A 3,633-nucleotide genomic window follows, 5' to 3' on the forward strand; every position below is an offset into this window, starting at 1 on the left:
TTGGGCACGCCGCAAAAAAAGGTGCAGAAGCAAAAGCGCTTCTGCACCAAACCTTATTGTGACAACAGCTCCAACAATCTCAGGATACTGGTGACCGCTTCCGCGCGGGTCAGCGTCTCATTCGGCGCGAAGAGATTGCGATCGCGACCGTGAATGATGCCCATGATACGAACCTCTTCCACGTAACTTTTCGCCCATGCCGGAATACGGGCATCGTCTGCAAATCGGGTGTGCGTATGGTCGGTCAACTCCGCTCCTGTTGCTCTTGCGATCATCACCGCCATTTCCACACGAGTGACCGGGCGACCAGGTCGAAATGTTCCATCTTCATATCCTGAAACAATGCCTGCCCTTGCCGCCAAATCAATCGCTTGCTTTGCCCATTCGCCAATTTGCTCCCCGTCCGCAAAAGCAGGCGCATCGCCTCCCGCTTCTCCTTCCAGCCGCAAGGCACGAACGAGCATCAACGTAAATTCAGCGCGGGTGACGGCATGATCCGGTCTAAACGTACCGTCAGGGTATCCGGCAATGATGCCTTTTGCATAGGCTTCCTGAATGAACGGCTCCGCCCAATGACCCGCAATATCCGCAAATAACGGCTCCGGGGAAGGCGGGTCCGGCATCTCCTCTTGCATACGTTCCACGGTGATGGAATACGTTCTGCGCGTTCCGTCTTCTGCAGTGACCACGATGTCAATGATATCCGTATCCGTGTGCAAGGGGATGCGAATGCTTCCCTGATCACTCCGGACTTGCCGACCATTCACGCTGATTCCAGCCTGATGATGTGCAGCACGGATCGTGAGCTGGATGCTGTCAGCATCATGCGGGATCAAAGCCTTGTACGTCGTAATGTCCCCCGAAAATTCCGGTGTCAGCACGCCTTCTGACAAGATGAGCTCCCTCAGTGTCGCATTGCCGGAGCGTGCAGAGGCAGGCGGACTCGGCGAATCTGAAGGATCGGGCTCACGCACCAGACGAAAGCGCTGGGATATTTTATAACTCTCTTGACCCACCTGATCTTTGGCGTAAATGTGCAAATACCAGTCGCCGCCGTTTTTGTCTGCATAACTCAACGTGCTTTGGTTAATGAAAGGTTGCCAGTCGGCATGTTCATCCAACGGGTCTGAACTCGTTGACCAAACATAACGGAGGGAAGCGGCATCGATCCCGCTGCCGTCGTCCTTCACGTTGACTTGACTGGATATGGTCCGCGAGAGGGTTTCATCGCCGTCGGGTTTCAATTCGATCTCCGGATTCGTGTGATCGATACGGATGAGTACATGCTCGCTCATTTCATTGCCTAATACATCTTCCACTCTGAACCAAAGCGAGTACTGCCCCTCTGTTGTGAAGTCGAGCGGATCATGATAAATCTCCCAAGCCGCTCCTTCATCCAACGAATATGCAATGGGCCGCAGCGCGATCCCGTGGTCATGAGAAGCATAAACCGCTGCGGTCACACTTTGGTTCGTCCACGTTCCGCCGAGATACGCTTGACTGTCATTATCGGTAAAATACAAATCCACTTCCAGCTTCAGGCCGCTTCTGCTGATCTTCACGGTCCGCTCAACGAGCGTACTCTTATTGCCGATGTCATCCATCGCTTGCGCCTGGATCTTCGTTTGCCCTTCTTCCGTCACCTCGAAGCGAATCGGTGTACCGTTAAATGGATGGTCCTCCCACTCCTCGTCGCCGATTTTCACGCGTATCGTGTGAACATCTGTCTGCCTTGGGTTAGCAGCGCTGTGGTCGATCGACACTTCCACTTTGGCAGCATTGGTCCATCCGTCTGGAGCTAGGGTGATTGCGGGCGGTTCCGGATCTCCGCTATCCACGACAATGTCAAAAGTCTCGGACTTGTCGAATAAGGAAACGGCAATCGTCGCTTTACCGCCTTTGACAGCATGGACAGTCCCATCAGAATCAACGCGTACAATTTCAGGAACATCGGGATCAATGGTATATCTGGCGGATCTAACCCCATTGTACTGATCACCATTCTGATGCTCTGTCTTCACGATAATCTTGGTCGAATCATCAAGAGTCAAATCATTCTCTTCAATGGAAATCTCCCAGGAGATCAACGGATTTTGCCAGTGAAGAAATGGCATTTCACCTTCGTAATGGTACCATCCGTCGGTGAGGTCCCAATCGCCAAATGTATCCGGATCTGATAACTCTTCCCATGTTACGGGTGTTCCACACCCGTTGTCAGGGATCGGATCGGTATAATGATTCTTGACCCAAAAGTTGTTTTCCACTATGATGTCACTACCCGGTCTAAAATAATTTTCACCAATAAATCCATTGATCGTATCATCGACCGGTCCCGTGACTTTCCCAGTCACATAATTTTGAGCGATTACGAACGTAGTATCCGACCCGGATGTTGTGACATTATAGCCAATGAGACCACCCACTTGGCTCTGACCCGTTACATCACCTGTTGCATAGGAATTTCGAACGATGATCGTACCGCCCGGTAAGACGGCATTGCTGCCGATGAATCCTCCTACATGTTTATCGCCTGTAACCTTACCTTCCGCATAACTGTTCATTATTTCATTAATACTGCCTGCATTATCGGTTTCGATTCTTCCGACCAATCCACCTACAACTGTTTTACCGTCAACATTTCCGGAGGCATAGGAATCACGAATGCTGACCGTTTTATGATTAAAGCCATTCATATATCCTACAAGTCCCCCAACGTAGTCCTGACCAAATACCGATATATCTGCATGAGAGCTAACCAGTTCACCTGAATGCCTGCCGACTAAACCCCCGACAAAGTCATCACCATTAACCAAACCAAAGTTGACCGAGGCGTTTTCAATAACTCCATAATTGAGCCCGACCAGACTGCCGACACAGCTACCCCCGTTTATCGTGACATCTTCAAGGTGCACATCCCGGATCTCGCCTTCTTCCCCTACTGCGGCGAACAAACCTTGACAGTCCTCTTCACGGTCGATTGTTAAATTCGAAATCGTAAAACCATTTCCATCAAAACTGCCTGTAAACAGAGTATCTGGATTCGAAGTGTTAAACCCTGAAGCGATCGGATCCCAGCCTTCGCCATCACTGTAATGGGACAAATCAATATCTGCTTCCAACCTGAAATGGGCATCCAGATAATTTCTCACTTTGTCCAGTTGTGCAGGGGTTTCGATGATATATGGGTTTTCTTTTGTACCGTCTCCACCAGCAAAATCACTGCTTAACGGCGCGAATGCACCGTCATCGGCGGCCTGAACCGATATGCCGACATTCCCAAACAGTTGTGTCCAGGTCCATCCGAAAAAAAGAACTAACGCCGCCAACAGAACGGATGATTTAAACGGTCTCATTTTCCTTTCACTTCCTTTCTAATGTGCGGAGACCGCAAGTTCCACATCATTGTCCGTCATAAAGTCCACTCCTCGCCTTCTCCAAGGCTTCCAGATCAATTCTTTCCATCGCAAGCATGGCCTTGTTCACGCACTGCTGTTGTTCCCCGGATTCGTCGGAACTGATCGCTTCCCAATCGGAGGGAAATACTTGTCAGCACGATGCTCTATCATCTATCCAACAATCTTAGCAGCATCACCGTCGCTTCTGCGCGGCTAGCCGTTTCGTTCGGTACAAAAC

At 50.4% G+C, this 3,633-nt stretch carries 1 protein-coding gene; it reads right to left on the bottom strand.

Annotation, left to right across the window (positions count from 1 at the left end; genetic code table 11):
• Window positions 1–53 precede the first annotated feature (53 nt).
• Window positions 54–3,353 (bottom strand): S-layer homology domain-containing protein, encoded by a 3,300-nt coding sequence (locus tag PSHG_RS15640; protein WP_010274472.1) that lies wholly within the window; start codon window positions 3,351–3,353, stop codon window positions 54–56.
• Window positions 3,354–3,633 lie beyond the last annotated feature (280 nt).

Source organism: Paenibacillus senegalensis JC66, from assembly GCF_000285515.1.
GTDB lineage: Bacteria > Bacillota > Bacilli > Paenibacillales > NBRC-103111 > Paenibacillus_L > Paenibacillus_L senegalensis.